Origin of the sequence: Burkholderia sp. ZZQ-2 (genome assembly GCF_050768715.1) — a bacterium.
GTDB classification, from domain to species: domain Bacteria; phylum Pseudomonadota; class Gammaproteobacteria; order Burkholderiales; family Burkholderiaceae; genus Burkholderia; species Burkholderia cepacia.
The window spans coordinates 1-4,796 of sequence record NZ_LDVA01000178.1 but is presented as its reverse complement, the minus strand read 5'-3'; the positions used below and the strand labels follow the sequence as shown (position 1 = coordinate 4,796).

Below are 4,796 nucleotides of genomic sequence, written 5' to 3'. Positions count from 1 at the left end.
GTGTCCGAGCTCGCACCGGTACCGGTGTCGCTCTTTTTCTGGCAACCCGCACCCGCCGCCAGGCCGGCGATCAGGATGCCGGCGAAGACGGCTCGCGATACGTGACGAAGGGAATATCGCTGCATGACACCTCCGCTGATGTCGGTGGATGGAACCCTTCGGCGCGCAATCCCCGTGCCTCGCCATCGATCCCTCCCATTCATTTTTCAAATGACGCCCAGCCGAATATTTAATTTCCCATCACCGTGCCGGCCACCCATACTCGCGAACAAATCCGAGACATAACGTCCACGGCGGCCGGGCCGTCGCAGCGTATACGCGCTGCCGGTTTCGCGCCCCGCACATGGAAGGAGACAACGGCGTGCAACTGGAAGCCACCCACCGCCCGGGCATCGTGCCCGGCGCGGTCGACGCATCGCATCGAACCGATTCGGCCGCGCGCGACCCCGCGCTGAGCCCGCGGCTGCACAACCCCGACCTCGCGCCCACCAAGGCCGAGGGGCGGACGTGGGGCCGCTACAGCATCTTTGCGCTGTGGACCAACGACGTGCACAACATCGCGAACTACTCGTTCGCAATCGGGCTGTTCGCGCTCGGCCTGTCGGGCTGGCAGATGCTCGCGTCGCTCGCGATCGGCGCGGTGCTCGTGTACTCCTTCATGAACCTCACCGGCTACATGGGCCAGAAGACCGGCGTGCCGTTCCCGGTGATCAGCCGGATGAGCTTCGGCATCTACGGCGCGCTGCTGCCCGCGATGATCCGCGCGGTGATCGCGATCGCGTGGTTCGGCATCCAGACCTATCTCGCGTCCGTCGTGCTGCGCGTGCTGCTCACCGCGATCTGGCCGGGCCTCGCCGCGTTCGACCAGGACGCGATCTTCGGGCTGTCGACGCTCGGCTGGGTCACGTTCGTCGCGATCTGGCTCGTGCAGATCGGCATCCTCACGTACGGGATGGAAATGGTCCGCAAGTACGAAGGGCTCGCCGGCCCGGTGATCCTCGTCACGACGCTGTCGCTCGCCGCGTGGATGTTCAGCCGCACGGGCGGCCATCTCGCGATGTCGATCGGCAAGCCGCTGACCGGCCTGAAGATGTGGACGGAGATCTTCGCGGGCGGCTCGCTGTGGCTCGCGATCTACGGCACGCTGGTGCTCAACTTCTGCGACTTCGCGCGCTCGTCGCCGAGCGCGAAGACGGTGCGGGTCGGCAACTTCTGGGGCTTGCCGGTCAACATCCTCGTGTTCGCGACGATCAGCTTCGTGCTCGCGGGCGCGCAGTTCAAGCTGAACGGCCACATCATCCACAGCCCGACGGAAATCATCGCGACGGTGCCGAACAAGCTGTTCCTCGTGCTCGGCTGCCTCGCGTTCCTGATCGTCACGGTCGCCGTGAACATCATGGCGAACTTCGTCGCGCCGGCCTTCGTGCTGACGAGCCTTGCGCCGCATCGCCTGTCGTTCCGCCGCGCGGGCCTGATCAGCGCGACGGTCGCCGTGCTGATCCTGCCGTGGAACCTGTACAACAGCCCGATCGTGATCGTCTATTTCCTGTCCGGCCTCGGCGCGCTGCTCGGCCCGCTGTACGGGATCATCACGGTCGACTACTGGCTCGTGCGCAAGCAGCGCGTGAACGTGCCCGACCTCTACACCGAAGCGCCGACCGGCGCCTACTTCTACACGCGCGGCGTGAACCGCAAGGCACTTGCGGCGCTCCTGCCGTCCGCGCTGATCTCGATCACGCTCGCCGTCGTGCCGGCCTTCAGCGCGATGACGCCGTTCTCGTGGCTGCTCGGCGCGGCCATCGCGGGCAGCGTGTACTGGCTGCTGGCCGATCGCAAACGGCAATACGAGGAGCGCTCGGGCGAACCCATCGCGGTCGCCTGCGCGCAACACTGAACACACGCATACGGAGTCAGCAATGAGGATCCTGGTAGTCAACGTCAACACGACCGAGTCGATCACCGACACGATCGCCGCGCAGGCGCAGGCCGCCGCATCGCCGGGCACGGAGATCGTCGGGCTGACGCCGCGCTTCGGCGCGGAGTCGATCGAAGGCAACTTCGAGAGCTACCTCGCGGCGATCGCCGTGATGGATCGCGTGCTGAGCTACGACGAGCCGTACGACGCGGTGATCCAGGCCGGCTACGGCGAACACGGCCGCGAAGGCCTGCAGGAACTGCTGACGGTGCCCGTCGTCGACATCACCGAAGCGGCCGCGAGCGTCGCGATGCTGCTCGGCCATCGCTACTCGGTCGTCACGACGCTCGACCGCACGGTGCCGCTGATCGAGGATCGCCTGAAGCTCGCCGGGCTCGACGCGCGCTGCGCGTCGGTGCGCGCAAGCGGCCTCGCGGTGCTCGAACTCGAGGAAAACCCGGCGCGCGCGATCGAGTCGATCGTCGGCCAGGCGCAGCGCGCGGTGAAGGACGATCACGCGGAAGTGATCTGCCTCGGCTGCGGCGGGATGGCCGGCCTCGACCGGCAGATCGAGGAATGCACGGGCGTGCCGGTCGTCGACGGCGTATCGGCCGCGGTCGCGCTCGCCGAGTCGCTGGTGCGCCTGAAGCTGAAGACGTCGAAGGTCCGCACGTACGCACCGCCGCGCCCGAAGCGGATCGTCGGCTGGCCGGGCACCTTCGCGAAATGACGCGCCGCCGGCCGGCTGCTGCGTCGCGCTCGGGCATCGTGTCGCCGGGAGACGTATCGGCATGCGGGACACGCTAGAACCGGACGCACCGCCCCGCGGCGCGTCCGACGCCGCAGGTGCGCTCGACGTGCTCGATGCGCGGCTGATGCGCATCCTGCTCGTGCTGCTCACCGAGCGCACCGTGTCGCGCGCGGCCGTGCGGCTGAACATGTCGCAGCCGGCGACGAGCGCCGCGCTCAAGCGCCTGCGCACGCTGCTCGGCGATCCGTTGCTGGTGCGCAGCCGCTACGGGATGGTGCCGACCGAGTTCGGCGCGCGGCTGATCGATCCGCTGCGCAACGCGCTGCGCGTGATCGACTTCATCCGCATCCAGCAGCCGACGTTCGACGCGCGCACGTCGGTGCGCACCTACCGGATCGGCTGCCCCGACTACCTGAACGTGCTGTTCGTGCCGAAGCTCGTCGCGCTGTTCCGCGAACGCGCGCCGAACGCGCAGCTCGTGTTCCATCCGCTCGGCGACGGCTTCGACGACGAGCGCGCGCTGGCCGACGGCGAACTCGACGTCGTGATCGACAATCGCCCGGCGCGCTCGTCGCGGTTCCGGCAGGACGACCTGTTCGACGATCGCGTCGTATGCCTGATGCGCGCGACGCATCCGCTCGCGCGGCACGGCGCGATGACGGCCGCCGATTTTGCCGACGCGCCGCAGCTGTGCCCGACACCGTCGTGGCTCGAGGCGTCCGGCGCGATCGACCGGCAGCTCGAACGCGTGGGCCTGCAGCGGCGGATCGTCGTCACGCTGCCCCACTTCGAACTTGCCGCGCATGCGCTCGTGCGCACCGACCTGCTCCTGACCACCACGTACCGGCTCGCGCGGCATTATGCGAAGCTGCTGCCGCTCGCCGCCGTCGCGCTGCCGGCGGAGCCGCCGGGCATCGTGTACCGGATGACGTGGAACGAATCGGGCGCGTGCGTGGACGGCGTGCGCTGGCTGCGCGGGCTGATCGCGGAAGCGACACGCGCGTGGCTCGACGCCGAGGCGATGCTGCCGGCGGTTGCCGCGGTTCCTTCCGGCGCAGTTGCGGACGCAGGGAACAGCGTGCCGGCTGCGGGCGATACGTCCGATGCACCCGATACAGCCGCTACGGCCGATACGCCCGAACCGGTTCGACGCACGCGCCGCCGGCAGCCGACGCATTGCCGTGCATCGCACCCGCCGCGCGTCGCCCATGCGGCACGCATCCACCGTCACGCGACGAAGTCGCATTGACCGGCGCGACCGACAGGCGCGACAACGCGCCGCTCCATACGTCACACACTTTCACGCACCGTCACGCAGCATCGCGCATCGGTTGCGCAAGCAACTTGCATGCGACGACGGCCACGACGAGCGCGAGCACGCCGCTCACCGTCAGCGCGTCGGCAAACCCGCTCGCGAACGCGACGGGCGCCACCTTCGCGAGCGCGCCGGCGGCCGACGGCGGCACACGTTCGAGCGCCCGCGCCAGGTCGCCGGCCAGCAGGCTCGACATGAACGGCGCATCGGCGAACGCGCGCAGGCCGGGCGCGGCGGACAGCAGCCGGTCGAGCCGCGCCTGCGTGCTCGCCGCCAGCACCGCGCCGAGCACGCCGACGGCCGTCACGATCGCCGAGAAGCGCGTCGTCGTGCTGATGCCCGACGCCATGCCGGTGCGATTCGACGGCACGCACGCCATGATCGCCTTCTGCGTGTCGCCGTTCATGATGCCCGCGCCGCAGCCCGTCACGAACATGCCGATCGCGACGAGCCGGTAGTCGCCGGCGGCCGTCAGCGCCGCGGTCGCGAGGTTGCCCGCGCCGATCAGCGCGAGCCCACCCGCCAGCACGCCGCCGGACGACACGCGCGCGGCCAGCGCCGCGCCGAGCGACGGCCCGGCGATCATCGCGAACGCGAACGGCAGCATCCCGAGCCCCGCGTCGATCGCCGACATCCCGAACGCGTTCTGCAGGTATAGCGGCAGGAACGTCATCATCACCTGCGCGCACGCCGCATAACCGAACATCGCGAGCACGGCGCCGACGAAGCGCGGCTGGCGGAACAGCGCGAGATCGATCATCGGCCGCGCCTGCCAGCGCTCCGCGCCGACGAACGCCGCGAACAGCGCGGCGGCG

General features: G+C 69.5%; 5 protein-coding genes. 4 read left to right on the top strand and 1 reads right to left on the bottom strand.

Annotated elements, in window-relative coordinates; translation table 11 throughout:
- The 4 genes from ABY44_RS11660 to ABY44_RS11645 form a co-directional block, all read left to right on the top strand.
- Positions 1-233 (top strand): hypothetical protein (locus tag ABY44_RS11660; protein ID WP_431641206.1); only part of this gene is annotated, 233 nt, incomplete at its 5' end.
- Between the two features lie 110 nt (positions 234-343).
- Positions 344-1,894, top strand: a complete 1,551-nt coding sequence (locus ABY44_RS11655; protein ID WP_081058097.1) for an NCS1 family nucleobase:cation symporter-1 — start codon at positions 344-346, stop codon at positions 1,892-1,894.
- A gap of 22 nt (positions 1,895-1,916) precedes the next feature.
- On the top strand, positions 1,917-2,645 hold the full coding sequence (locus ABY44_RS11650) for an aspartate/glutamate racemase family protein (protein WP_060173201.1): 729 nt from the start codon (positions 1,917-1,919) through the stop codon (positions 2,643-2,645).
- A gap of 61 nt (positions 2,646-2,706) precedes the next feature.
- Positions 2,707-3,915 (top strand): LysR family transcriptional regulator, encoded by a 1,209-nt coding sequence (locus ABY44_RS11645; RefSeq protein WP_060173200.1) that lies wholly within the window; start codon positions 2,707-2,709, stop codon positions 3,913-3,915.
- Positions 3,916-3,976: 61 nt separating this feature from the next.
- Here ABY44_RS11645 and ABY44_RS11640 read toward each other — a convergent pair.
- Positions 3,977-4,796 (bottom strand): MFS transporter (locus tag ABY44_RS11640; RefSeq protein WP_431641204.1); only part of this gene is annotated, 820 nt, incomplete at its 5' end.